Origin of the sequence: Actinophytocola sp. NPDC049390, from assembly GCF_044466355.1 — a bacterium.
Classification (GTDB): Bacteria; Actinomycetota; Actinomycetes; order Mycobacteriales; family Pseudonocardiaceae; genus Actinophytocola.
This window is the reverse complement of record NZ_JBITMQ010000004.1, coordinates 213905-236213: the sequence shown is the minus strand read 5'-3', so window position 1 is coordinate 236213 and position 22309 is coordinate 213905. Positions and strand designations below refer to the sequence as shown.

The following is a 22309-nucleotide window of genomic DNA, read 5'->3' as shown; positions in this document are numbered from 1 at the left end:
GCTGTCATCCGGGCAGCACCGAGCTGACCGTGCCCTGCACGGTGGCCGCGGCGGAGCGGGCCGCGTGCTTGGCCCGCCACGCGGCGGACGGCTTGCCGCCGGTGTCGGCCGCCGCGAGGAGGAGACCGCCGACCAGACCCATGTTCTTGAGGAACTGGACCTGCTGGTGAGCCCGCTCCGCCGGGTCGCTCTTCTCCCAGAAGGCATGGCCGGCGAGCGTCGTCGGCACCGTGCTGCCGGCCAGCACCAGCGCGGCGAGCCGGGGGAACCTGCCGATGCCGAGCATGATCCCGGCCCCGACCTGTGCGGCCGCGTTGATCTTGACCAGTGACTCCGTGTCGGTGGGGACCTTGTCGACGACCTTGTCCGGCACCCGGTCCATGGCCCGGTCCGGGATCCTGCCCCGGACCCGGTTCGCGACCTTGTCGACGGCGGGCCCGGCGGTTTCGACGCGGGGTTTGGGGTTGCGCAGCGTGTTGATGCCGCCGGACACGAAAACGGCCGCCAGCATCGGACGCGCGATCCGGCGCAGGATCATGGGGTCCGACCTCCTGTGTTTGGTTGGAGGCCGACTTACCCGGAAACCGCGGTGCTCACACGCCCATGCGCACCGGCAGCTCATCGAGACGCCACGTGCCGGGGTCCATCGCCCGCACCGGTTCACCCGCGAGCGTGAGTCCGCGGGACACGAGCGCGGCCAACGCCACCTCCGTCTGCACCCGCGCGTGCGCCGCACCGAGGCAGAAGTGGGGCCCGTGCCCGAACCCGATCTGCGTCGCCGCGCCGCGCCGGAGGTCGAAGCGGTCCGGGTCGGCGAACACACGCGGGTCGCGGTTGGCGGCGGCGATCGCGACGGTCACCATCTCGCCCGCCGCGACGCGGACACCGTGCAGGTCGACGTCCTCGGCCGCGAACCTCGGCACGGTCAGCAGCTGCGGTCCGCACCAGCGCATCAGCTCCTCCACCGCACCCGGCCACAGCGCGGGCTCGGCGCGCAGCGCCGCCAGGTCCTCGGGCCGGGTCCACAGGTCGGCCACCGCGTTCGCGATCAGGTTCGCCGGGGTCTGGCCCGCGAGCACGATGTGCCACACGAGCGACACCAGTTCCGTGTCGGTCAGCCGGTCCTCCTGGCGGACGAGGTCGGCGACCACACCGGTCTCCGGCCGTGCCGCGACCAGCGCCTTCGCGCCCTCGATGATGCCGGGGATCGCCTCGCCGAACCGCGCGCCGTCACCGGACGCGACGATCGCGCCCCACTCGACCCACGCGGCGCGGTCCGGCTCCGGGATGCCCACGAGCTCACAGATGACGAGCATCGGCAACGGCCGCGCGAAGTCGCGGAGCAGGTCGGGCTCGGACGGCAGGCTCGCGAGGAGCTTGTCGACGATCGGTTCGACGACGGGCCGGAAGTCCTGCGCGCGGCGTGCCGTGAACCCGGGCGCGGCGAGGCGCCGTAGCCGCAGGTGGTCCGGGCCGTCCATCTCGGACATCGTCCGCAGGTAGGTCCCGTAGCTGTCGGGCACGCCCGGGATGCCGACGAAGCTCGCCGCCCGGATCGCGAACCGCGGGTCGGTGAGCATCGCGCGGGCGTCGTCGTGCCCGGTCAGGGCCCACATCGGCATGCCGGGCACGTTCAGCCGCGCCACCGGCCCCGCCTCGCGGGCGCGGTTGTAGGCGGTGAACGGGTCGGTGATGACCGCGGGGTCGCTGAGGTCGATCTCGTACATGCACACTCCATATGTTCAGATCATATGATCTCATCATCTGAATGATCAGCGTATCTTGTCAACCATGAGCCGCCTCTCCAGAGCGGAGTCACAGGAGCGCAACCGCGCGCTCGTCCTGACCGCCGCGCGGGAGGAGTTCGCCGAGCGCGGGTACCGGGACGCGAAGATCGACCTCATCGCCGAACGGGCCGACCTGACCCGCGGCGCGGTGTACTCCAACTTCCCCGGCAAGCGCGCGCTGTACTTCGCCGTGCTCGCGGACCTGGCCGAGCGGGCGCCGTCGACGGTCGCGCAACCCGGCCGAACGACGGGTGACGCGCTCGCCGCGCTGGCGAGGGCGTGGCTCGCGCGGCTGCCCGCGACCGGGGAGGTGGCGCTCGACAGGGACGCGTTGTCGGAGGTCGTGGCCGAGGAGCTGACCCGGCAGCCGTACGCGCAGCTGATGGCACTCGACGCCGTGCTGCTCGGACTGGCGCTGGAGAGGCTGCGGCCGGACGGGCGGCTGGTGCGGGTCGCCGAGACCGTGCTGACGATGTTGCAGGGTGCGAGCAGGCTGGCGGCCGCCGCGCCGGGGTTCGTGGAGCCGTTCAACGTGGTGGCGGCGTGCGCGCAGCTCGCGTACCTCGACGTGGACGACGAGTGGCAGGCACTGCCGTTCACGACACCGGCGCGGACGGTCGACGAGCCGTGGTCACCGCCCGTCGCGTGGGATTCGGTGCGGGGCGCGGAGGTGTCGCTCGCGGAAGACGGCGTCGTCGCGGTGCTGGGCCTGCACCGGGCGGCGGCCGCGGAGCACGCGGTGCGGGCCGCGCCGGCCGACGCCACGGTCACGGCGGTGCTGGTGTCGGGCGCGCCGCGCGAGCTGATCCCGCTGGCGCGGATGGCGGTGGCCGAGCTGGCGGGGTGCCTGCGGCAGGCGTTCCCGGAGTACGCGTGGCCGAAGCTACGCGTCGTGTGCGACGGCACCGGCAAGCTGGCCGCCGCCCTGGGTGTGCCCGCGGTAAGCGACGCCACGGAAGTGGCCCTCCGCATCACTCGCGGGCGGGTCGTCACCCGCGCGGAAGGCTACGGCGCGTGTCATGTCGCGGCGGCCGAACACGATCCGGTGAGCCGAGGTTTTCCCAGCTAGCAGGCCGGGCAGCCCGTGCGCGGATCGACCCCACGCAGGGAAGGAGCCCGGCATGAGCAAGTTCGACGAGGCGAAGGAGAAGGCCCAGGGACTCATGGGCCAGGCCAAGGACAAGTTCGGCAAGCAGCAGAACGAGCAGCAGGACGACCAGCAGCAGGCCGAGGGTTCGTCCGGCCAGGTCGACGAGCTCCGCGACAAGGCTTCGGACGCGATGCGGAACGCGAAGGACCGCTTCGGCAAGTGACCTGACTCGGAGTGCCGCGGGGCGTGCACGTCCTGCGGCACTCGTTTGTCCACAGGTGGGTGGGTTGTCCACAGTTTCCCGCCGCGCCCGGGTTTTGTCGGTGGTTGCCGGTAGGCTGGCATGGCGGGTGGCCCCCGGGAATGGGTGGGGGTTGAGGTTACGTACTGGGTGCAGCGTTTCCGCTGGTCAGCGGACTTTTGGTGCTTCTACCTTGATCGTTTTCCCCGTTGTGGAGGTGTCCTCGCCGGACGGGTAAGTGGTCGGTTTCGGAAGTCTTTCGGGGGTTGGCGGCGACGTCGGCGTGGCGGGTCCGGCGCCGATGTCTCGAAGGTGCCCCTCGGGACGTGGCTGATGTCTCGAAGGGCGCCATGGGGTCATTGAACGTCTCGAAGGGCATTTTCGAGACATGCCCGGTGTCCCGAAGGGCACTTTCGAGACACCGAACCGGGTCACGCGGCCAGCCAACCCCGAACGCGCCTCAGCCCCCGAAGAACTTCCGATTCCGACCAGTAAGTCTCCGGGATGGCAGGCAGGTCGTCTTGTGTGGGCTAGCGCCCGGCGCCCGGTTTGGGACTTCAGCGCGCCTTTTCCGGATCGGGTGGTTCAGCTGGCCGTGCCTGCCATGCGGGCTTCTGCCATCGCGTGTTGCAGCAGTGCGATCAGGACCTGTTTGGTTGACTCGCGTTCGCGGGCGTCGCACAGGAGGACCGGGACGTGGTTGTCCAGGTCGAGGGCCTGGCGGACCTCTTCTGTGCCGTAGCGGTACGCGCCGTCGAAGCAGTTGACGCCGACCACGAACGGCAGCCCTCGTCGTTCGAAGAAGTCGACCGCGCCGAAGCAGGAGTCCAGGCGGCGGGTGTCCGCCAGCACCACCGCGCCGATGGCGCCGCGGGCCAGTTCGTCCCACATGAACCAGAAGCGGTCCTGGCCCGGGGTGCCGAACAGGTAGAGGATCAGCTCGGGGCTGATCGTGATGCGGCCGAAGTCCAGCGCGACCGTCGTGGTGCGCTTCTGCTCGACGCCCGACAGGTCGTCCACGCCCTCCGAGGCCTCGGTAATGAGTTCCTCGGTGCGCAGTGGCGCGATCTCGCTGACCGAGCCGACCATCGTCGTCTTGCCGACGCCGAAGCCGCCGGCGATCACGATCTTGGTGGCTCTCGCCGTCCGGTCAGAGTTTTCGTATGCCATCGAGGACCGCCTGCAGAACGTGTTGGCTTGGGGGCTCGGCACCGGGGGCGACGGGCGAGCGGAACATGATGAGCCGTTGTGTGATGAGGTCGCTCAACAGCACCTTGACCACCTGCAGTGGCAGGTCCACCTTCGCGGCCACCTCGACCACCGAGGTCGGGTACTGGCAGGCGGACAGGATGCCCGCGTACTCCGGCTCCACGTCGGCATCGTCGGCGGTGTGCATCGCGACGACGAGCGTGATCAGGTCGAGACCGAGGGTGTCCGACCGGGTACGCCCACCGGTCATCGCATAGGGCCGGACCAGAGGCCCGGCCGCCTCGTCGAACCACTCCTCGTCCCCCGTGGTCATGGCACCGGACGCTCCATGAACTCCCGCGGCTTGGCGGTGAGCACCGCGCCGACGCGCTTGACCATCATGTTCATCTCGTAGGCGATCATGCCGACGTCCGCGTTCTCCGCCGCGAGCAGCGCCAGGCAGGCGCCGTGACCGGCCGCGGTCACGAACAGGAACGCGTGGTCCATCTCGACCAGCGTCTGCCGCACCTGACCGCCGCCGAAGTGGCGGCCGGTGCCGCGGGCCAGGCTCTGGAACGCCGACGCGACCGCGGACAGGTGCTCGGCGTCGCCGGTCGACAGGTTGCTGGACCGGCCGATCAGCAGGCCGTCCGCCGAGAGCACGACGGCACGGTCCACGCCCGCTACTCGCTTGACCAGCTCGTCGAGCAACCAGTCGAGCTCATTCACCGCGGTGTTGGCCATTTCGTGCGCTCCCCACACTGTCGTTCCCGTTCGTCATCTCCCCGGGCAGCGGCTCGTCCCGACCTCGCCGCGTGCCCGCCTGGAACGCCGCCAACCGGCTGCGCGCCTGTTCCGGAGTCTCCTCCCGATTGTGCTCCGTCTCGCCCGCCGACTGCTGCGGCCAGGCGGGCGGCGTGTCCTCACGCAGCTGGGGCACCAGGTTCTGCTGCCGACGGCGCTGCGGCAGGGGCGGCCTGCCCGGCGCCATGCCCTGCACCACGTCCGGCGCCTGGGGTTGTGCCTGGGCACGGGTGTCGCCGTCCCTCGGCGCGGGCCGGTTGATCTCCGGCGCGACCTTGCGCAGCTCGACGGGCCGCGGCCGGTCGGACACGGCGCCGTTCCGCTCGACGTGCCGGGGCTCGCGCTGGACCGGCTGGCTCGATTCGTGCTCGGTGTGGGCGTTCCGCTTGGGCAGCGGCGGGCGGCCGGTGGTCGGCCCGCCGGTCGGCGCGCCGTTCTGCGATGGCTCGCTGGTCTCCGGCTCGGCGTGTCTCGGCGACCGCAGCGGCTGGCTCGGTTCGTGCTCGGCGTCCACCGGCTTCTGCGGGCGGAACAGGTCCTCGCCCGGTCTCGGCTCCACCACCGGCAGCGGCGGCAGGTCGGGCAGGCTGACCGCACCCGGGATGGTCAGGCGGACCGTCGCGCCGTTCGCCGCGGGCTCGCCGTTGGTGGCGGGCAGGTCGAGCGGGCGGAGGTTCGTCTCGGTCTTCTGCTCGGCCGGCCGCTCCTGCGGTTCGGCCGGCTTCTCGTCACGCGGTGCGGACGAGTCGGGGCCGAGCAGTTCGTTGCGCACGAACACGATGGCCCGCGTGCCGCCGTACGCCGACTCCCGCAACGCGACCGAGATCCCGTGGCGCGCGGCGAGGCGGGCGACCACGAACAGCCCGAGGCGCGGCTCGCTGGAGAGCGCCATGATGCCGAAGTCCGGCGGGTTGGCCAGCATGTCGTTGAGATCGTCCGCGCGGGCCGGTTCGATACCGAGACCCTGGTCCTCGATCTCGAGGACCACGCCGCGGCCGACGACGTTGCCGCGCACGTCCACCCGCGCGGCGGGCGGGGAGAACGTGGTGGCGTTGTCGATCAGCTCCGCGAGCAGGTGCACGAGGTCGCCGACGACCGGGCCGATCACGGTGAGCGCGGGCAGCTTCGCCGTCTTGACCCGCGCGAAGTCCTCGGTCTCGGCGGCGGCGCCGCGCACGATCTCAGCCAGGCTGACCGGGTTGCGCCAGCGCCGGCCCGGCTGGCCGCCACCGAGGATGATCAGGTTCTCGGCGTTGCGGCGCTGGCGGGTGGTCAGGTGGTCGAGCTGGAACAGCAGCTCCAGCTGCTCGGGGTCCTCCTGCTGGCGCTCGGCCTCGTCCAGCGTCTTCAGCTGGCGGTGCACGATCACCTGGCTGCGGTGGGCGATGTTGAGGAACACCTTGTTGGTGCCCTCGCGGGTCTTCGCCTCCTGCACGGCCGCGGCGACCGCGGTCTGCTGCGCCTTGTTGAACGCGTCGGCGACCTCACCGATCTCGTCCCGGCCGTAGTCCCGCAGCCTGATCTCGTCGTCGACGCTCACGTCGGTGCCGGTCCGCACCTTCTCGACCAGCTCGGGCAGGCCCTTCTCGGCGAGGTCGAGGGTCTCCGACCGCAGGCGGACGAGCCGCTCGATGAGCCTGCGTGACAGCCGCAGCGCGAACAGGAACACCGCGACCACGAGCGCGAGCACCAGCACACCGGCGATGATCGACTGGGCGAGCGTGGTGTTGACCTTCGACAGCGCGAGGTCGTTGGTGTGCCTGCTCTGCGCCTGCACCATGGTCATCAGCGTGTCGCCGACCTCGCTGGCGGCGGAGCGCCACAGGTCCTCGCTGATCGGGAGGTTGATGTCGCCGCGGAGCAGCACCTCCTCGACCGACATCAGGCGCAGCCACGACGGGGAGCCGGTCAGCTTCCGGTACTGCGCCTGCACGTCCGGCTCGGAGAGCGGGATGGTCGACTCGAGCTGCAGGTGGTACGAGCTGACCTGTCCCTGGTAGACGGCGAAGTCGGAGTTGGTGAGGCCGCCACCGACCAGGTTCGCCGCGGCGAGGGCGTCCGAGCGCTGCATGAGGTCCGCGCTGGTGAGCAGTGGCGCCACGACCAGCTGCAGGTACGAGATCTCGGCGTCGGGCGCGAACTGCGCGAGGCCCTTCGTGCCGTCGATGAACTGGTCGATGATCTCGTTGTAGAGGGAGAACGACTCGGAGACCGACACCTGGCCGCCGTCGACGCGGGCACGCATCGTGGGCAGCTCGCCCATCAGCTCGGTGAACCGGGTGACCGCGCGCGTCACGGAGTCCGGCGCGAACTCCGACAGCTCGGCGAGGCTCGAGGTGGCGGCGCCGGCGAGCGCGTCGGTGCGGCCGCGCTGTTTGATCAGGTCCGACTGGAAGGTGCCGAAACTCGCGAGGCGGCGCAGTGTGAGGCGGCGTTCTTCCTGCAATGAAACGATCAATGGCAGCGACTGGCGTTGTGCTTCGCTGGCTAACTGGAAGTAATTGCGCGTCTGCGCCGCGTCATAGATCAGATACCCGGCGCCCGCGACACCGGCGAGCAGGAATACGATGCACGGCACCAGTGCGAGCGTGAGCACGCGCGTCCGGATGGACACGGCCCGGCTGCGCCGGATGGACGTCTTCTTCACCGCGGTCCGCTTTCCTTCCGGCGTTCCCTCTGCTCTTGATCGGGCGCCGCAACACGCACCCCCGGACCCCGCGGGGAACGGTAAACACCACGGGTCAGCGAGTCAAATAACGTTTTCGGTTACTTTCTTCCCACTGAGAAGCGATAACGGAAAACCGGCAACGTATGCGCTGTCAAATGTGCGCTGCGCCCACATCAATTAGGCCGAACGGGTGACAAACACGAGAATGTGTGGCTTTTCGCGGCCGACCGGTTACACACCGGATTGGTCTGAACCTATCCGAAGAGTGGACGCCAGACCGCCTTGCCGCCGCGACGTTGCACACACACGGCGGGCTCGTAGCGCTCCGTGAACGCGTATGCCCCGGGCGTGTCGCACGGGCGACCGAGCACGACGGCCTGGTCGTCCCGGTCCGGCGGCCGGTTACCCGGCCGGGTCGGCTTGGTGGTGGTCGTGGTGGGCGGGACGCTCATCTCGGTGGTCTCGCTGCGGACCTCGGGGACGAGGATCTCCGCCACCGGCGGCGCGGTGCCCGTGACGGACGGCGTGTGGCTCGCCTCGATCTCGGGCACCGAGGGCGCCTCCGCCCTCGGCTCCTCGCCACCCGCGGTCGCGAGCAGGATGCCGGCCCCGACGAGCGCGATGATCAACGCGAAGGTCGCCGCCTTCAGCACCACCACGACGTTGTCGCGCTTGATCTCGCGGCGGTGCTTGGCGGACTCCGTCGCCGGACCGCCCTTCGGCTCCTCGAAAGCTAGCCGCGGCATGATCATCCGTCCCGTCGGTCGGTGGCGCTCGTGCCACTGTAACGAGGACGTCAATCAGCGCATTCGGCAGGGCCGAGCGCCGATTTCCAATAAATCGTTGACGCGAACCCGGCCATCGGCGATCATTGTGTCACCACCGATTAGAGGAGTAGTCATGACTCGGGTAGAGCGGCGACCGCAGCGGATCCTCCGCAGCTGCCTGCTGCTCCTCGAACGACCGCTTGAGCTGCGACTTCAGCCACCAGGCTCCCTATCGTGACCTACCTGTAGGCCCACGCGGGAGCCGCCCTCCGGAAATCCGGAACGGGCGGCTCTTTTATTTGCCGTGCCATTTCCACGGAATTCGGCCGGACTTTTTCAAACCCCTGTAGCTCAGCCTGGAAAGAGCGCGCCGCTACGAACGGCGAGGTCGCAGGTTCAAATCCTGCCAGGGGTGCTCGCGTGAAGAAGGAAGGAGGAGGTGATGCGCGGCCCGCTCCGACCGGAGGGCTACGTGACCTACCGCAGGACGCCGTCCGGCGGCTGGCACACGGGCCGGGACGCGCGGCGGTACCGCGGTCTGCGGGCGTGGCTCAACCCGGGCCACGGCGCGCGGCTGCGGGCAGGCACGCCCACGCTGCTGTGCCACGTCGATCCCTGGCAGGGGCTGGGATCGGCGCACTGCACAGCGGTGCGGGAGTGGGTTTTGCAGCGGGTGCGAGGGAGACGGCAACCCACCTGACTTGGGATCAGGAGACACCGCGTTCGACTCGCGGGCACCCGACGGCGCGTTCGTCCAGTGGTAGGACGCCGGCCTCTCAAGCCGGAAACACGGGTTCGAGCCCCGTACGCGTCACGCGGTTCTAGCCCAACGGCAGAGGCAGCTGGCTGAGGGCCAGTCCAGTCGGGGTTCGAATCCCCGGAACCGCACGCCCTTGTAGCCCAACGGCAGAGGCAACGGGTTCAGGACCCGTCCAGTGTGCGTTCGAATCGCACCAAGGGCACTCATAATGGCGACCATGTCCGACGACGGGTGGGTCGCTCTGTTCTGTCGTTTCACACCGGGGTGGCCGTGGCCCGAGGAGTCCTACGGCCTGGATCCCATGTACGGCCCCGATGGTTGGTGTCGTTCGTGCGGCACCCCGCTGCGGCCCCAGAGCGGCCCGCTCACGATTCAGGGCAGCAAGTTCCCTTCGGCGAGCGTGTGGATGCCCAACTGGCGCTTCGACGTCGTCTGCCTGGCGGCCGACGTGGCCCGCGAGATCTCCGGGCGCTTCGCGGTCAAGCTGCGCGAGGTCCACAAGCCCAGGAGCGGCGGAACCGGGGTCATGCAACTGATCCCGTCCGTAACCGACGAGGCCTGGTACGACCCGGCACAGCTGTCCGTGGCGGTCACGGCGCGACATGAGGAGTTGAACGGCGAGTCCACCGGCGCGCACTGCCCGGGATGCGGGCGATGGAAGTGGCTGCCCATCCTGGAGGGAGAGGCCCCGATCCGCGCCGAAGCGCTCGCGACCACGTCCGCCGTCATCGCCTCCCCCGAGGTCTTCGGGGATGGCCTGCAGTCGTTCCGGCACCTGCTCTTTCGGCAGCCGTTGGCCGCGGCCCTGGTGAGGGCGAACCCGCGTACCTGGAGCGAACTACCCGTCGCGGCGACTACCGAAAAATAAAGTTGTCCGGACAGGAAAAGTTGTCGTAGACTGCCGTCGACGACGACAGAGGAGACACGACATGTCCTTCCAGGCCTACCTCGACGGCATCGAGAAGAAGACCGGCAAGACCCCCGCGGAGCTGCTGGCCGAGGCCGCGCAGCGCGGCTACGACGCGACCACCAAGGCAGGCGTGGTCCTCGAATGGCTCAAGACGGACTACGACCTCGGCCGCGGTCACGGCATGGCGCTCTACCACGTGCTCAAGAACGGCACGGAGATCAGCGACAAGCACGTCGGCAGCACCGGGACCCACCGGGACGAGTCCACGACGCTGCGGATCGACGGTCTCGCCAACCGCTGATCACCGCACGTCGGCGAGCATCTCCTCGGCCATCGCGGTCAACCGGCCGGTGTCGGCGGGGGTGAGGGTGATCCAGGCGCCGTTGCGACGCAGCGCGTACCGGCCTTCGGGCGTGTCCAGCCAGTTGACCAGGCTGAACGCGCGCGCACGGCCGGTGGCGCCGAGCTGGCCGCCGCCGGTGCGGGTCGTCAGCGCCTGGGTCAACGAGGTGACCTCGTCCCCGCGGACACCCGCCGCGTGCAGTGCGCGGGTGAACCCGGAGACGCCCTCGGCCGCGCCTTCCTCGCACGCGGCCTCGTAGTCGGCGACGCTCACGTTCGCCGGGCGGTTGGTGCCCGCGGGCAGGTAGGACAGCGAGCCGAGCAGCGACGACGCGAGCGCGGTCGCGCGGACCGCCCCCAGCCGGACCTCGTCACCGACCCGTGCGGCGACCGCGGCGCCGGACGGACCGGTCGCGGCGAACGCGAACAGCGGCGCACCGGTGCCGTAGACCCGCATGTCGAGCGAGGTGGACGGGGTGCCCAGCGACCGCAGCATCCCCGCCAGGTCGCGAGCCGGTGCCTCGACGCTGCCGAGATCGCGGTCGGCGAGCGCACCGGACGCCTCGTCGACCAGCTCGGCTCGACGCGCCTTGGTGCGGCCGACGTGCAGCACGTCGAGCACCTCGGGGGTCGGGCCGAGGTCCATCGCGGTCCACAACAGGTACAGCTCGACCACGTTCAGCTGGATCCACCCGGACGCCGGGTCACGCACGGCGGTTGACCTCCCCGATCACCGGCGGCACGACGCGCTCGTCGTGGGCACCCCAGATGTCGGGGTCCTCCTCGACGTACGGGTTGCTCTTGCGTTCGGTGTCCTCGCCGCCCCGGCCACCGGCGCCACCGCCCATCGGCATGCCCGCCATGCCCGGCGCCGCAGCGCCCGGTCTGGCCGGTGCCGACGACGCGGCCGCGGGCCGGGCCGCGGGTTCCGCGCCGCCCGTGCCGGCACCCGGTGCGAGCGGCGCGGTCGGGTTGCGGGCCGCCGTGCCGGACGGACCACCCGGGGTGCCGCGCCCACCGGACGCGGGACCGCCACCCGGGCCGCGTGGCACCGGGGTGGGCGTCGGGACCGGCGGCTGCGGTGGTTGCGGCGGGGGCGGCGGTTCCTGCGGCGGGCGGTACGGCACGTTGCGCAGTGACGGCGGCGCGAACTGCGGCAGTGTCGCGTACACGTCCCGCGAGTTCGCCTGGAACCGCTCCATGGTCCGCGCGGCCTGCTCGTGCAGCTCGCGTTCCCGCGTCACGTAGATCAGCGGGTCGCCCACGAGCGGCTTCGCCAGCTGGAAGTCACCGGTGGTGAACGCGGTCACCTGGGAGGGGAGCTCCGCCGGGTACAGGATCGGGTACGGCGGTGGCGGCATGTCGTTGCGGGCGGTGGTGACGTTGTCGACCTGGATGGTGACGCACCCGGAGACCTCGGTCGCACGGGTGCCGGTGTCGCCGGACCATTCTGCGAGCCCGGCGACGCTCTCCTTGGCCAGCTCCGCCGCGTCACCCTGCCACGCGTCGGCGGTCGCGAACAGCAGCCGCTGCAGCTCGTCACCGATCTCGGACAGCTCCTGGCCCATCCGCGCCCAGGTCGCGGACACCGCCATCGCACCGGTGGTGTCGATGCCCTGGTGGACCATCCGGTAGAGCTCGGGATGCGACCACGTCATCCACTCGACCTGCTCGTCGAGTGACTCCGGCACCGGCTCCTCGACCGGTGGCAGCGGCGGCCGCGGCCAGAACGGCGGGTAGCAGCCCCCGATCGTGATGCCCTGGTCCATGGTCACTCCTCGATCGTCACGCCGAACTGGCGGGCGGCGCGCCGCAGGTCGTCGATCGCGCGTTCCTCGGTCGCCTCGTAGAGGCCCGCCGCGAGCTCGACCGTGACCGCGAGGGCGTCGAGCAACCGGTGGAACTCCCGGAGCACCGGGGTGACCCCGCCGTCACGGTCGACGGCGACCGTGCGCAGGCGCTCCGACATGATCTGCCCGACCCAGTTGTCGCCGAACCGCAGCGGGATGTCCAGCTCGACGCCGTCCCTGACCAGCTCGCCCGCGCGTGCCCGCAGGCGCTTCAGCTGCGCGAGGATCGCCCTCGCGGCGTCGATGTCGATGGTCAGCGAACCGGCGAGCGCCTGTTCCTTCGTCTTGTCGACCTTGTCGGCGACCGGTACCAGCGCACCGGCGGCCGCGCCCGGGAAGGCCCTCGGCTCGGTCATACGGCACTCCCAATGACGGATCGGCTGCAGGTGTCACAGTAACGCGTCGGCACGTCGGTCACGGGTGGTTCAGCGAAGCCGCCATCTCCGAGAGCCGCTGCTCAATCCTGGCGGTGTCCGCCGGCGCGATCGTCAGCCACTCGACCCGGTCCCCGGTCACCTCGCTGTGCACGAGGTACCGGCCGGGTTCGGTGTCGAACCAGTTCAGCACCGGCGTCCTCGTGCGACGGCCGACCGCGTCGACGCTGTTCGCGGCGACCTGACCGCCACCGGCACGCGGTGACTCCAGCAACGTCACCACGGCACGCAGGTCGCGGCCGGTGACACCGCCGTTCGCGAGCACCCGCTCCATCCCGACGTAGCCGCTGACGGCGAACTCGTCGACGGCCGCGTCGAACACGTCCTTCGGCAGCCGCGCCGTCCCGCCCGGTCCCGGTGCGCGGTCCGGCACCAGCGCGATCACCGCGGGCACGAGCCGCGCCTCCCGCACCCAGGCGAGCCGGACCTCGTCGTCGGACTGGGCGGCGAGCACCCCGCGGGCGCCGTCCGACGCGGCGAGCACCCGCAGCGGCTCGCCGACCGACAGCCGCCCGTCGACGCTGAACGTGTGCCTGCCCAGCACGGCGAGCTGTTCCTCCAGCGCGGGCGCTACCTCGGCGCCGTCGTGGAGTCCCCTGTCGCGCAGGGACTGTCGCACCTGGTCACGCAGGGCGGCGCGCTCGTCGGCGGTCTCGCCGAACGAGCGGACGGCCAGCGGGTAGGGCTGCTCGGTGAAGCCGAGGTGCTCCCACAGGAGGTCGAACTCCAGGTGGGACAACGAGGTCGCGGGCACGTGCCATTACTAGCGCAGGTGGGCGTCGAACCAGTTGAGGACCCGCTGCCACGCCTCGACGGCCGTGTCCGGGTAGATGTCGAACCGGTGGTCGGCGGCCGGGTACAGCACGACGTCGTTGGCCGTCTCGGAACGCCGGGCCGCGTCCCGCAGCAACGCGACCTCGTCGGCGACCTTGTCCCCGTACAGGCCGAGCCACGGGCAGCGCAGCGTCGGCGCGGCGTCCACGAGCGCGGGCAGGCCGGGCGAGAGCGGGTTGAGGATCCCGCCACCGCCGACGGACACGGCCGCGCCGATCGCCCGGCTCGCGGCCACCACCAGCGAGACGGCGCCACCCAGCTCGAACCCGACGACCCCGATCCGGTCGGCGTCGATGCCGTGCTGCGCGAGCCACCCGAAGGCGATGTCGGTGTCCGCGAGCACGGACTCGCCGGACAGCTCGCTGATCCGGTCCTGTGCCGTGACGTCGTCCACTTCGGTCGAGTCGCCGTGGTAGATGTGCGGCGCGACCGTCAGCCAGCCTTCCGCCGCGAGACCCGTGATCAGGGCACGCATGGCATCGGTCATCCCGCGTTCCTCGTGCAGGACCACGACACCGCCTCTGACGACGCGATGTGGCTCCGCGAAGGTCATGCGCAGCGCACGACCGTCAGTCAGCTCAACAGGCTCTGTGCGGGTGGCTGGAGACATTCCGATACCCAATCACGTCGAGGTGAACATCAGTCAACGAAACCATCCGAATGGAGTAATCACGGCATGAGCAACTGCACGATCGCCACCGTGCCGACCACCACGATGGCCGCACGTAACCAGAACGGCCTAAGGCGACGGCCGATCCGTGCCCCGATCAGCCCACCGACGACCGAACCGCCCGCGAGCAGCCCGACCACGCCCCAGTCCACGTCGGCCACGAACACGAAGACCACACCGGACACCAGGTTCGCGATCGCGGTGGTGACGTTCTTGACGCCGTTGAGCCGCTGCAACGAGTCGTCGAGGAGGATCCCCATGAGCGCCAACAGGACCACGCCCTGCGCGGCCCCGAAGTAGCCACCGTAGATCCCGACGAGGAACACCCCGACCAGCAGCGGCACGCCGCCGTGCGGATGCCGGTCGGGCGACCGCTCGGCGAGCTTGCGCGCGATGAACGGCTGCAACACGACCAGCACGAGCGCGAGGACGATCAGCACGGGAACGACCGCCTCGAACGCCCCCGGTGGCAGAGTGAGCAGCAACAACGCCCCAACAACCGCCCCGAGACCGGTGACGGCGCCGAACCGCAGGAGCCGTGTGGTCTGCCCCTTCAGCTCACGCCGGTACCCGACCGCACCGCCGACCGACCCGGGCACGAGCCCGAGGCCGTTGGAGACGTTCGCCACGACCGGCGGGTACCCGAGCGCCAGCAGCACGGGAAAGGTGACGAGCGTCCCCGACCCGACCACGGAGTTGATCCCCCCGGCGAACAACCCGGCCGCGACGATGACGACGATCTCGAGCGCGGTCAACGTGGGGTGAACACGCAGAACTCGTTGCCCTCGGGATCGGCGAGCACGTCCCACCCGATCTCGTCGTCCCGCCCGCGCACCACCGTCGCCCCCATCGCCAGCAACTCCTGGAGGTCCCCGTAGATGTCGAGGTGCATCCGGTTCTTGGCGGTCTTCTTCTCGGGCACCGGGACGATCCAGAACAACGGCCCCTCACCCTTGGGGTCGACGATCGGCACCGGCCAGTCGTGCGGTCGCACCCAGCCACCCTCCGGTGGCTCGTGCTCGTCCTTGCGCACGTAGCCCATGGCCACGCACCACCAGTCGGCGAGCGCGTGGTGATCACCCGCGTCGAGGCAGATGTCCTTGAAACGTGCTGGCATGGCGGCATGGTCGCACGCCCCACCGACCGTGGCGCGTCCCATATGGACTGGTCGAGGACCACGTCACACCCACTTGAGTGTCACGAAAGGCGCTGCCCCGCCGCGAAGCGGCCCCCAGCCCCGTACACAAGCCGGGCGCAGCCCACAAAGACGGCAGACCCATCCTCGCCAAATCTCAACAAGCAAGAATCGTGAGGCCCCTCCCCGAGATCAGCCCGTCCGGCGAGGACACCACCCCAACGCACCGGCAACCACAAGTCACACAACCCGCTCCAGCACCGCATCGCACAGACCGTCCAAAGCCGCACGAGCCGGAATGGGCGCCAGCGACGACAACGCCGCCCGGGCCAACCCCGCGTGCCGGCGGGCGTCGGCGAGCGTCAACGACGGCCCAGGCCCGTCGAGCAGCAACCGCAACGCCTCCGCGTGCAGGTCGGGATCGGTGACCGCGCCCGCGACCAGCAGCACCCGCAACCGCTCCGCGGCCGCGTCCCCGGCGGCCAGTGCGTGGAGCACGGGCACGGTCACCACCCCCGCACGCAGGTCGGTCCCCGGCGTCTTGCCCGAGTCCCCACCGACGATGTCCAGTACGTCGTCCACCAGCTGGAACGCGATCCCCAGGTGCTCCCCGTAGGTGTGCAGCGCCGCGCACACCGATGCCGGCGCCGAGGCCACGCGCGCCCCCAGCTCGACGGCCATCGCGATCAGCGACGCCGACTTGTCGGCCATCACCTCCAGGCAGAACGCCATCGGGTCGGCCGTGTTGGGCCTGACGGTCTCCATCAGCTGGCCCCGGACCAGCCGGGCGAGCGTCGTGGTCTGCAGGCGCAGCGCGGCCATGCCGAGCGCCGCACCCAGCTCCGCGGCACGCGCCAGCATCAGGTCACCCAGCAGCACCGCGCGGTTGTTGCCCCACAACGCGTTCGCGGTCGGGACGCCGTGGCGGACGGGGGCGTTGTCCATCACGTCGTCGTGGTGCAGCGTGCCGACGTGGATCAGCTCGGCGAGCACCGCCGCGTCGACCACGTTCTCCTGGCACGGGCCGAACTCCGCACCCAGCAGCGTCAGCAGCGGGCGCATGCGCTTGCCGCCCGCGTCGATCAGGTGCGTGGCGTCGGGGAACTCCCCGAGCACCTCGTGCAGCCGGTTTTCCACTTCGGACAGTTGCGGCATGTGGTCCAGCTTCGCGCCGGAAGCCACCGCCGCGGATCACGCCAGGGGCCGAGGCGGCTCACTCCGGAGAGGGAGATTTCGCCAGCCACCGCCACTCGCCGCCGACGCTGCGGCGGTACCCGGCCCGGCGGAACACGGCCAGTGACGCGGCGTTCGAGTGGTGCACGTTCGCGCGGATCACCGCCGGTCCCAGCGCCCGCTCCGCCGCCAGCAGCATCGGCGCCGCCAGGCCGCGGCCGCGGGCCGACGGGGCCACCGTGAGGCTGACCTCCCACGTGTCGCCGTCCCGGTCGAAGCGGACCGTGCCGACCGGACGACCGCCGTGGTCGGCCACGAACAGCCGGCAGTCGGGTGACGCCAGAGTCCCGGCGAGCCACGCCCTGTGCTCCGCCGCGGGGACCGGGTCCGTGGTGCGTGACCAGCGGCGGGTCTCCGGGTCGTTGCGCCACGACAGCAGCAGCTCCGCGTCGGCCTCGGTGGCCGGGCGCACCGTCGGGTCGAAACCCGTCGCGTCCAGGATCCGGTCCGCTCCCCCGCCGTCGACGGTCGTCCTCGCCCGGTCCGCCAGCGCGTGCCGCAGCGACGCGTCCGTCAGCAGGTCACGCAGCGCGGGCACGTGCGCGCGCGGGTCCGTGCCCAGACCGGCCGCCAGGCCCCGTTCGACGGCCGCCGCATACCCCGGCGCCTGGTTGTCGGCGATCCGCACCAGCGCCGTCGGCACCCCGATGCAGCACAGCTCCAGCAACGTCACGCCGGCCGCGCTCACCACCAGGTCCGCCGACGCGAACAACGACGGCAACGACGGCGTCGGGGGCGTCACGTCGAACCCGGGCACCGGGGCGGCCGAGATCGCCACCACCTCGGCGGGCACCCCTGTGTCCCGCAACGCGGTCAACGCCGCCGCGACGGACGACGGGGCCGCGCCACCACCCATCACCACCACGACCTTCGGCGGCACCGAGCCCCCACCTCGCGCTCGCCGTGCCGCGCGGATCTCCGCCCGCAGCGGCGCGTACGCGGGCCCGCGCAGCACCACCGGCGACCCGTCGTCCGGCCGCGGCACCTCGAACAGGTTCGCGTCCACCACGATGTCGGCCCGCCGCCGGCCGAACTCGGCGTCCTCCATGGACACCACGAGACCGTCGAACGTGAACTCGCCGATGCCGTAGTGGTCGACGACGACCGCGTCCGCCGGCGTGAGCGCGGGCACCACCGGCAGGTCGCCGATCAGCCACTGCCCCGCCGTGAACGTCCCGCACAACGCCACGTCCCACCCACGGGCTCGGGCCGCGGTCGCGAGTGCCACGCAGCGGGACAGGTGCCCGACGCCCGTGGCCGGTGCCGCGTCGGCACGCAGCAGCAACGACGTCATAGGGCCTTCTGCTCGACGTCCGCGTTCAGCGCGACCAGGTCGGGCCGGGACCGCAGCAGCGCCACCACGTCGCCCCAGGCCGGCACCCCGTCGCCCAGCGCCGCGACCACCCCGTCGAGGAGCTTCGCGTCCTCCTCGGTGTCCAGCGTCACGCGCAGGTCGGAGTGGTCCGCACCGGGCACGACGCCACCGCACCGGTAGACCGTCGGCTGCGTGTAGATGTTCGACGTGACGTGCTCGCGGTGCGCGCCCGCGGCCACCCGGTCCTGCTCCATCAGCACCGGCACGCGCACCAGCTCCGCGTCGAGGCCGCGCGGGTAGCGGCGGACGAGCACGTTCGACACGTGGTCCAGGGTCGGGTCGGCCCGCCACATGCCCACGACCTGCGCTATCAGGGCCGGATCGTGCAGCGGGCAGTCGGCGGTGAGCCGGACCACGGCGTCGCACGGGTGCTCGTGAACGGCTTTGGTGTACCTGGCCAGCACGTCGTCCAGCGGGCCGCGCACGACCGCGGCGCCGAGGCGGGCGGCCTCCTCGGCGACCGGGTCGTCCGACGGGTCGTCGGAGGTCGCGAGGATCACGGCGTCCAGGTTGTGCGTCTCCCGCGCGGCGCGGACCACCCAGCCCAGGACGCTCCTGCCTCCGAGCGGCCGCAGCACCTTGCCGGGCAGCCGGGTGGAGGACAACCGTGCCTGGATGACCGCGTTCACTCGCACGGGTGCCATGATGGCGCACTGGCAACGATCTGGACCGCGGAGGTAAGACCATGGCGCTGCTCGAAGGGGCGGGCATCCTGCTCACGGGCGGGACGGGGTCCTTCGGCAAGGCGTTCATCGACTACGCCCTGAAGCACCTGGACCCCCGCCGCCTGGTGATCCTCTCCCGCGACGAGCTGAAGCAGTACGAGGCACGCCAGATGTTCGGCGACGACCCCCGGCTGCGCTGGTTCATCGGCGACGTGCGGGACCGGCGCCGCATCGAGCGCGCCATGCACGACGTGGACTACGTGGTGCACGCCGCCGCGCTCAAGCAGGTCGACACGGCCGAGTACAACCCGTTCGAGTTCGTGCAGACCAACATCACCGGCTCGCAGAACGTGATCGAGGCGGCCATCGACTGCGGCATCAAGAAGGTCGTGGCGCTGTCGACCGACAAGGCGTCCAGCCCGATCAACCTGTACGGCGCCACGAAGCTGTGCGCGGACCGGCTGTTCATCTCCGCCAACCACTACGCGGCCGGTCACCCGACCCGGTTCTCCGTGGTGCGGTACGGCAACGTGATGGGCTCGCGCGGCTCGGTCATCCCGTTCTTCAGGTCGCTCGCCGAGCGCGGTGAGCCGTTGCCGATCACGGACCTGCGCATGACCCGCTTCTGGATCACGCTGTCGCAGGCCGTCGAGTTCGTGGTCAACTCGTTCGACCAGATGCACGGCGGTGAGCTGTACGTGCCGCGCATCCCGAGCATGCGGCTGGTCGACCTGGCGCGGGTGATCGCGCCGAGCAGCCCGATGACCGAGGTCGGCATCCGTCCCGGTGAGAAGCTGCACGAGGAGATGATCGCGCCGGACGACTCGCGCCGGACGCTGCTGCTCGACGACCGGTACATCGTGATGCCGCACATCGCCGGCTGGGGCTACGAGCCGCCCGCCGAGGGCAAGCCGGTGCCGGAGGGCTTCGCGTACCGGTCGGACACCAACGACCTGTGGCTCACCGACGACGACCTGCGGACGTTGGTGGCGCAGTATGGGTGACCTGCTGCCTTACGGGCGTCAGTCGATCGTCGAGGAGGACATCGCGGCGGTCGCGGAGGTCCTGCGTGGTGACTGGCTGACCACCGGCCCGGCCGTGCGCCGGTTCGAGGAGGACCTGTCCGCGCTGGCAGGCGGGGTGCCGACGGTGTCGGTGACCTCGGGGACCGCGGCACTGCACGTGGCGTACGCGGCGGCGGGCATCGGCCCCGGCGACGAGGTCGTGTGCGCGCCGATGACGTTCGTGGCGACCGCCGCGACCGCGATCCAGCAGGGCGCGAAGGTCGTGTTCGCGGACGTGTCGCCGGAGACCGGGAACCTGCTGCCGGAGGCGGCCGCGGCCGCGATGACGTCGAGGACCCGCGTGGTGTCGGCCGTCGACTACGCGGGACACCCGGCGCCGGTGGACGACCTGTGCAAGGTCGCGCACGACAGCGGCGCGCTGCTCCTGGAGGACGCGGCGCACTCGATCGGCGGCGCGTGGCAGCGGCGGCCGGTCGGCTCACTGGCGGACCTGACGACGTTCTCCTTCTTCCCCACCAAGAACCTGACGACGGCCGAGGGTGGCGCGGTCGCGACGCCGAACCCGGACCTCGCGCGGCGGGCGGCGCAGTTCCGCAACCACGGGCTGGTGCGCGACAAGGCCCGCATGCGGTTCCCCGACGAGGGCGGCTGGCACCAGGAGGTGCACGAGTTCGGCCTGAACTACCGGCTGCCGGACGTGTTGTGCGCCCTGGGTTCCAGCCAGCTGAAGCGCCTGGCGCACTTCAAGGAGCGGCGCACGGAGATCCACGCCCGCTACACCGCCGGCTTGTCCGATGTGGACGGTGTGCGGACGCCGGTGACGCTGCCGGGCGCGGACCCGATGTGGCACCTGTACCCGTTGCGGGTGCTCGACGGGCGGCGGCGCGCGCTGTTCGACCACCTGCGCGCGCACGGCGTCGGCGTGCAGGTGAACTACGTCCCGGTCTACTGGCACCCGGTGTTCGCGGACCTCGGCTACCAGCGCGGCCTGTGCCCGAACGCGGAGCGGTTCTACGAGGAGGAACTGTCGCTGCCGCTGTTCCCGGACCTGTCGGACGACGACGTGGACCGGGTGATCGAGCTGGTGCGGAAGTTCGGCTGAGCGGCGTGGACCTCACCCCGTGGGGCTCGCCCGCGGTTCTCGAGCGGCTCGGCGGGCACCGCAACGAGGTGTTCCGGCTCGAGGGCGACCTGGTGGCGCGCCGGTCCGCGCGGTCGATCCTGTCGCTGGAGTGGGAGCTGGCGCTGCTGGACCACCTCGCGGCTCACGGCTTCGTCGTGCCCGAGGTGGTCCGCGCGGACGGCCGCGCGCATGTGGGCGGCGTGGTCGTGCAGCGCTGGCTACCCGGCAACGAGCCGACCGACTGGGCTCCGGTGGTGGCCGAGCTGCGCCGGCTGCACGAGCTGACGGCGGGCTGGCCGCCCCGGCCCGACTTCCCGGGCACCCGCGAGCTGCTCACCACCGACCGCGGCGGCGACGTCGACCTGACGGCCATGCCGGCCGAGGCCGTCGACGCGTGCCGGTCGGCGTGGCGGGCGCTGGACGGCCCGTCGACGGTGGTCCACGGCGACCCGTGCGCCGCGAACATCCGCGTCGACGGCGACCGGATCGGGTTCCTCGACTGGGACGAGGCCCGCGTCGACCACCCGTGGCTGGACCTCGCGGACATCCCGGGCATCGGGCTGCCGCCGGCCGCGCACGCCGCGGTCAACGCGTGGGAAGCGGCCAACGGATGGCTGGTCGAGCCGCACTACGCCCGTGAACGCCTCGCCCAACTCGCCTGTGGATAACTCTGTGGACAACGACACACCCTGTGGACAACGTGTGTGTTGGCAAGCGCTTGCGCGTCCGACGCCTGTGGACAACTTGCCGTGACAAATCTGATGAATCCGTAACATCACCGCGTGCGTCCGACCCGGGAACCACAAGAACGGGAGACGCCATGAACTATCCGCCCAACCAGTACCCCTCCGGCAGGCGCAACGTCGTCGCCCCCGTGCTCGTGGTGGTGATCGCCGCGCTGATCGGGCTCGGGATCCTCGGTTTCGTCAACCCCGGTTTCTTCCTCGGCGACGACAATGACTCTTCGGCGAGCAGCGAAGACTCCGGCGACAGCGGCGATACTGGCGCCGCCACGGAGGAGGACGGCACGGAGCAGGCCCCCAAGGCGGGCGAGCCCGAGCGGAGCGAACCCGGCGACGAACCCGGCGACGAACCCACAGCGGACCCCACAGCCGATCCGGCCGGCTACCTCAACGCCTTCCTCGACGCGGTGTACGAACGCGACCTCGGCAAGATCCGCGACCTGTCCTGCGGCGAGATCGACGGCGGCCAGACGTCCGTCCAGCGGCTGCTCGACGACAGCAAGGCCGTGCCGCTCTCGCTCATCGACCCGGACGCGCTACTCGTCACCGATAGCACCATCGACGGCCAGTTCGAGGGCTACGAGGAGGAACGCGGCCCGATCACCGGGCTCGTCGGCGGCCGCGAGGTCGACGACAGGTGGTGCGTGGACACCTTCAGCTGGTGA

At 71.0% G+C, this 22309-nt stretch carries 26 protein-coding genes and 4 tRNA genes; 13 read left to right on the top strand and 17 right to left on the bottom strand.

Translation table 11 applies throughout. The features are described 5' to 3' along the window. Positions 1–4: 4 nt before the first annotated feature. Both ACIBVP_RS14945 and ACIBVP_RS14940 read right to left on the bottom strand, forming a co-directional pair. Complete coding sequence (locus ACIBVP_RS14945; protein ID WP_396106668.1) at positions 5–538, bottom strand: DoxX family protein; 534 nt, start codon at positions 536–538, stop codon at positions 5–7. 55 nt (positions 539–593) lie between these two features. Then, positions 594–1727: a cytochrome P450 gene (locus ACIBVP_RS14940; protein WP_396106667.1), complete on the bottom strand. Its 1134-nt coding sequence runs from the start codon at positions 1725–1727 to the stop codon at positions 594–596. A gap of 64 nt (positions 1728–1791) precedes the next feature. Between ACIBVP_RS14940 and ACIBVP_RS14935 the strand changes: the two genes are divergently transcribed. Both ACIBVP_RS14935 and ACIBVP_RS14930 read left to right on the top strand, forming a co-directional pair. Beyond that, on the top strand, positions 1792–2856 hold the full coding sequence (locus tag ACIBVP_RS14935; protein WP_396106666.1) for a TetR/AcrR family transcriptional regulator: 1065 nt from the start codon (positions 1792–1794) through the stop codon (positions 2854–2856). 52 nt (positions 2857–2908) lie between these two features. Further along, positions 2909–3100, top strand: coding sequence for a CsbD family protein (locus tag ACIBVP_RS14930; RefSeq protein ID WP_396106665.1), 192 nt, complete (start codon positions 2909–2911; stop codon positions 3098–3100). 603 nt (positions 3101–3703) lie between these two features. Here the strand turns inward: ACIBVP_RS14930 and ACIBVP_RS14925 are convergent. From ACIBVP_RS14925 to ACIBVP_RS14905, 5 genes are all read right to left on the bottom strand, one after another. Further along, the gene (locus ACIBVP_RS14925; RefSeq protein WP_396106664.1) at positions 3704–4288 is read right to left on the bottom strand and encodes a GTP-binding protein; all 585 of its coding nucleotides are present in this window, start codon (positions 4286–4288) and stop codon (positions 3704–3706) included. Beyond that, positions 4269–4640, bottom strand: coding sequence for a DUF742 domain-containing protein (locus ACIBVP_RS14920; protein WP_396106663.1), 372 nt, complete (start codon positions 4638–4640; stop codon positions 4269–4271). Before ACIBVP_RS14920 ends, ACIBVP_RS14925 begins: the two co-directional genes overlap by 20 nt. Next, positions 4637–5050, bottom strand: coding sequence for a roadblock/LC7 domain-containing protein (locus ACIBVP_RS14915; protein ID WP_396106662.1), 414 nt, complete (start codon positions 5048–5050; stop codon positions 4637–4639). Before ACIBVP_RS14915 ends, ACIBVP_RS14920 begins: the two co-directional genes overlap by 4 nt. Further along, positions 5028–7757 carry a nitrate- and nitrite sensing domain-containing protein gene (locus ACIBVP_RS14910; RefSeq protein WP_396106661.1) on the bottom strand — a complete coding sequence of 910 codons (2730 nt, stop codon included), beginning with the start codon at positions 7755–7757 and terminating at the stop codon, positions 5028–5030. The genes ACIBVP_RS14915 and ACIBVP_RS14910 overlap by 23 nt, the downstream gene beginning before the upstream one ends. A gap of 275 nt (positions 7758–8032) precedes the next feature. Further along, complete coding sequence (locus ACIBVP_RS14905; RefSeq protein WP_396106660.1) at positions 8033–8524, bottom strand: hypothetical protein; 492 nt, start codon at positions 8522–8524, stop codon at positions 8033–8035. A gap of 361 nt (positions 8525–8885) precedes the next feature. Between ACIBVP_RS14905 and ACIBVP_RS14900 the strand changes: the two genes are divergently transcribed. From ACIBVP_RS14900 to ACIBVP_RS14870, 7 genes are all read left to right on the top strand, one after another. Next, a tRNA-Arg gene (locus ACIBVP_RS14900) sits at positions 8886–8960 on the top strand. Between the two features lie 27 nt (positions 8961–8987). Continuing rightward, positions 8988–9245, top strand: coding sequence for a hypothetical protein (locus tag ACIBVP_RS14895; RefSeq protein WP_396106659.1), 258 nt, complete (start codon positions 8988–8990; stop codon positions 9243–9245). A 43-nt stretch (positions 9246–9288) separates the two neighbouring features. Next, positions 9289–9359: transfer RNA gene (locus ACIBVP_RS14890), tRNA-Glu, on the top strand. A gap of 1 nt (position 9360) precedes the next feature. After that, positions 9361–9433: transfer RNA gene (locus tag ACIBVP_RS14885), tRNA-Leu, on the top strand. Position 9434: 1 nt separating this feature from the next. Next, a tRNA-Leu gene (locus tag ACIBVP_RS14880) sits at positions 9435–9507 on the top strand. Between the two features lie 15 nt (positions 9508–9522). Beyond that, entirely contained in the window at positions 9523–10173 is a 651-nt protein-coding gene (locus ACIBVP_RS14875; protein WP_396106658.1) for a hypothetical protein, read from the top strand. Between the two features lie 61 nt (positions 10174–10234). After that, positions 10235–10516, top strand: a complete 282-nt coding sequence (locus ACIBVP_RS14870) for a DUF4287 domain-containing protein (protein WP_396106657.1) — start codon at positions 10235–10237, stop codon at positions 10514–10516. On the opposite strand, the gene ACIBVP_RS14865 is transcribed toward ACIBVP_RS14870, so the two are convergent. The 10 genes from ACIBVP_RS14865 to ACIBVP_RS14820 form a co-directional block, all read right to left on the bottom strand. Further along, positions 10517–11269: an ESX secretion-associated protein EspG gene (locus tag ACIBVP_RS14865; RefSeq protein WP_396106656.1), complete on the bottom strand. Its 753-nt coding sequence runs from the start codon at positions 11267–11269 to the stop codon at positions 10517–10519. Further along, a complete protein-coding gene (locus ACIBVP_RS14860; RefSeq protein WP_396106655.1) occupies positions 11262–12326 on the bottom strand; it encodes a PPE domain-containing protein in 1065 nt (354 codons plus the stop codon). The genes ACIBVP_RS14865 and ACIBVP_RS14860 overlap by 8 nt, the downstream gene beginning before the upstream one ends. A 2-nt stretch (positions 12327–12328) precedes the next feature. Further along, positions 12329–12763, bottom strand: a complete 435-nt coding sequence (locus tag ACIBVP_RS14855) for a hypothetical protein (RefSeq protein ID WP_396106654.1) — start codon at positions 12761–12763, stop codon at positions 12329–12331. Positions 12764–12821: 58 nt separating this feature from the next. After that, positions 12822–13595: an ESX secretion-associated protein EspG gene (locus ACIBVP_RS14850; RefSeq protein WP_396106653.1), complete on the bottom strand. Its 774-nt coding sequence runs from the start codon at positions 13593–13595 to the stop codon at positions 12822–12824. A 9-nt stretch (positions 13596–13604) separates the two neighbouring features. Further along, positions 13605–14228, bottom strand: a complete 624-nt coding sequence (locus ACIBVP_RS14845) for a dienelactone hydrolase family protein (protein WP_396106652.1) — start codon at positions 14226–14228, stop codon at positions 13605–13607. Positions 14229–14344: 116 nt separating this feature from the next. Continuing rightward, the gene (locus ACIBVP_RS14840; RefSeq protein ID WP_396106651.1) at positions 14345–15100 is read right to left on the bottom strand and encodes a sulfite exporter TauE/SafE family protein; all 756 of its coding nucleotides are present in this window, start codon (positions 15098–15100) and stop codon (positions 14345–14347) included. Further along, positions 15097–15462, bottom strand: a complete 366-nt coding sequence (locus ACIBVP_RS14835; protein WP_396106650.1) for a VOC family protein — start codon at positions 15460–15462, stop codon at positions 15097–15099. Before ACIBVP_RS14835 ends, ACIBVP_RS14840 begins: the two co-directional genes overlap by 4 nt. Positions 15463–15720: 258 nt before the next feature. Then, complete coding sequence (locus ACIBVP_RS14830; RefSeq protein ID WP_396106649.1) at positions 15721–16635, bottom strand: polyprenyl synthetase family protein; 915 nt, start codon at positions 16633–16635, stop codon at positions 15721–15723. Positions 16636–16693: 58 nt separating this feature from the next. Continuing rightward, positions 16694–18007, bottom strand: a complete 1314-nt coding sequence (locus ACIBVP_RS14825) for a GNAT family N-acetyltransferase (protein WP_396106648.1) — start codon at positions 18005–18007, stop codon at positions 16694–16696. Next, the gene (locus ACIBVP_RS14820) at positions 18004–18717 is read right to left on the bottom strand and encodes a cytidylyltransferase domain-containing protein (RefSeq protein ID WP_396106929.1); all 714 of its coding nucleotides are present in this window, start codon (positions 18715–18717) and stop codon (positions 18004–18006) included. The genes ACIBVP_RS14825 and ACIBVP_RS14820 overlap by 4 nt, the downstream gene beginning before the upstream one ends. A gap of 56 nt (positions 18718–18773) precedes the next feature. On the opposite strand from ACIBVP_RS14820, the gene pseB reads away from it, so the two are divergent. From pseB to ACIBVP_RS14800, 4 genes are all read left to right on the top strand, one after another. Further along, a complete protein-coding gene (gene pseB / locus ACIBVP_RS14815) occupies positions 18774–19757 on the top strand; it encodes a UDP-N-acetylglucosamine 4,6-dehydratase (inverting) (protein WP_396106647.1) in 984 nt (327 codons plus the stop codon). Further along, positions 19750–20880 carry a DegT/DnrJ/EryC1/StrS family aminotransferase gene (locus ACIBVP_RS14810; RefSeq protein WP_396106646.1) on the top strand — a complete coding sequence of 377 codons (1131 nt, stop codon included), beginning with the start codon at positions 19750–19752 and terminating at the stop codon, positions 20878–20880. Before pseB ends, ACIBVP_RS14810 begins: the two co-directional genes overlap by 8 nt. Before the next feature lie 5 nt (positions 20881–20885). Continuing rightward, complete coding sequence (locus ACIBVP_RS14805; protein ID WP_396106645.1) at positions 20886–21569, top strand: phosphotransferase enzyme family protein; 684 nt, start codon at positions 20886–20888, stop codon at positions 21567–21569. Positions 21570–21721: 152 nt separating this feature from the next. Further along, positions 21722–22309: a hypothetical protein gene (locus ACIBVP_RS14800; RefSeq protein WP_396106644.1), complete on the top strand. Its 588-nt coding sequence runs from the start codon at positions 21722–21724 to the stop codon at positions 22307–22309.

Coding starts and splice junctions, on each gene's coding strand:
- ACIBVP_RS14945 (WP_396106668.1), bottom strand. CDS start 538: ATGATCCTGCGCCGGATCGCGCGTCCGATGCTGGCGGCCGTTTTCGTG.
- ACIBVP_RS14940 (WP_396106667.1), bottom strand. CDS start 1,727: ATGTACGAGATCGACCTCAGCGACCCCGCGGTCATCACCGACCCGTTC.
- ACIBVP_RS14935 (WP_396106666.1), top strand. CDS start 1,792: ATGAGCCGCCTCTCCAGAGCGGAGTCACAGGAGCGCAACCGCGCGCTC.
- ACIBVP_RS14930 (WP_396106665.1), top strand. CDS start 2,909: ATGAGCAAGTTCGACGAGGCGAAGGAGAAGGCCCAGGGACTCATGGGC.
- ACIBVP_RS14925 (WP_396106664.1), bottom strand. CDS start 4,288: ATGGCATACGAAAACTCTGACCGGACGGCGAGAGCCACCAAGATCGTG.
- ACIBVP_RS14920 (WP_396106663.1), bottom strand. CDS start 4,640: ATGACCACGGGGGACGAGGAGTGGTTCGACGAGGCGGCCGGGCCTCTG.
- ACIBVP_RS14915 (WP_396106662.1), bottom strand. CDS start 5,050: ATGGCCAACACCGCGGTGAATGAGCTCGACTGGTTGCTCGACGAGCTG.
- ACIBVP_RS14905 (WP_396106660.1), bottom strand. CDS start 8,524: ATGCCGCGGCTAGCTTTCGAGGAGCCGAAGGGCGGTCCGGCGACGGAG.
- ACIBVP_RS14895 (WP_396106659.1), top strand. CDS start 8,988: ATGCGCGGCCCGCTCCGACCGGAGGGCTACGTGACCTACCGCAGGACG.
- ACIBVP_RS14875 (WP_396106658.1), top strand. CDS start 9,523: ATGTCCGACGACGGGTGGGTCGCTCTGTTCTGTCGTTTCACACCGGGG.
- ACIBVP_RS14870 (WP_396106657.1), top strand. CDS start 10,235: ATGTCCTTCCAGGCCTACCTCGACGGCATCGAGAAGAAGACCGGCAAG.
- ACIBVP_RS14860 (WP_396106655.1), bottom strand. CDS start 12,326: ATGGACCAGGGCATCACGATCGGGGGCTGCTACCCGCCGTTCTGGCCG.
- ACIBVP_RS14855 (WP_396106654.1), bottom strand. CDS start 12,763: ATGACCGAGCCGAGGGCCTTCCCGGGCGCGGCCGCCGGTGCGCTGGTA.
- ACIBVP_RS14845 (WP_396106652.1), bottom strand. CDS start 14,228: ATGACCTTCGCGGAGCCACATCGCGTCGTCAGAGGCGGTGTCGTGGTC.
- ACIBVP_RS14835 (WP_396106650.1), bottom strand. CDS start 15,462: ATGCCAGCACGTTTCAAGGACATCTGCCTCGACGCGGGTGATCACCAC.
- ACIBVP_RS14830 (WP_396106649.1), bottom strand. CDS start 16,635: ATGCCGCAACTGTCCGAAGTGGAAAACCGGCTGCACGAGGTGCTCGGG.
- ACIBVP_RS14825 (WP_396106648.1), bottom strand. CDS start 18,007: ATGACGTCGTTGCTGCTGCGTGCCGACGCGGCACCGGCCACGGGCGTC.
- pseB (WP_396106647.1), top strand. CDS start 18,774: ATGGCGCTGCTCGAAGGGGCGGGCATCCTGCTCACGGGCGGGACGGGG.
- ACIBVP_RS14810 (WP_396106646.1), top strand. CDS start 19,750: ATGGGTGACCTGCTGCCTTACGGGCGTCAGTCGATCGTCGAGGAGGAC.
- ACIBVP_RS14800 (WP_396106644.1), top strand. CDS start 21,722: ATGAACTATCCGCCCAACCAGTACCCCTCCGGCAGGCGCAACGTCGTC.